This is a genomic window from Streptomyces sp. NRRL B-1347 (assembly GCF_000720325.1).
GTDB lineage: Bacteria > Actinomycetota > Actinomycetes > Streptomycetales > Streptomycetaceae > Streptomyces.
On the sequence record NZ_JOJM01000309.1, the window covers coordinates 1 to 306 of the forward strand.

Genomic DNA, 306 nt, shown 5'->3' on the forward strand with positions numbered 1-306 from the left:
TAAGCCGACAAGTCCTCCACCGTCAGCACCACCGGCACATCCGCAAACCGGTCCGCATACTCGGCCGACGTCACCGCCACCGACACCCCACCATCCGCGACCATCGCCGCGACCCGCTCCGACGGCAGCACCGGATCCATCGGCACATAACCCGCACCCGCACGCCACACACCCAACAGCGCCACCATCAGCTCAACCGAGCGATCCAACAGCACCGCCACCGACGAACCCACACCCACACCATCAGCACGCAGACGATGCGCCAGACGATTCGCCGCCGCATCCAACTCCGCATACGACACACGC

General features: G+C 66.0%; 1 protein-coding gene. It reads right to left on the bottom strand.

All coding sequences use genetic code 11. The annotated features are described in order from the left end of the window. The coding region (locus IG74_RS0145125; protein WP_030689789.1) for an AMP-binding protein at positions 1-306 on the bottom strand (306 nt) is incomplete at both ends.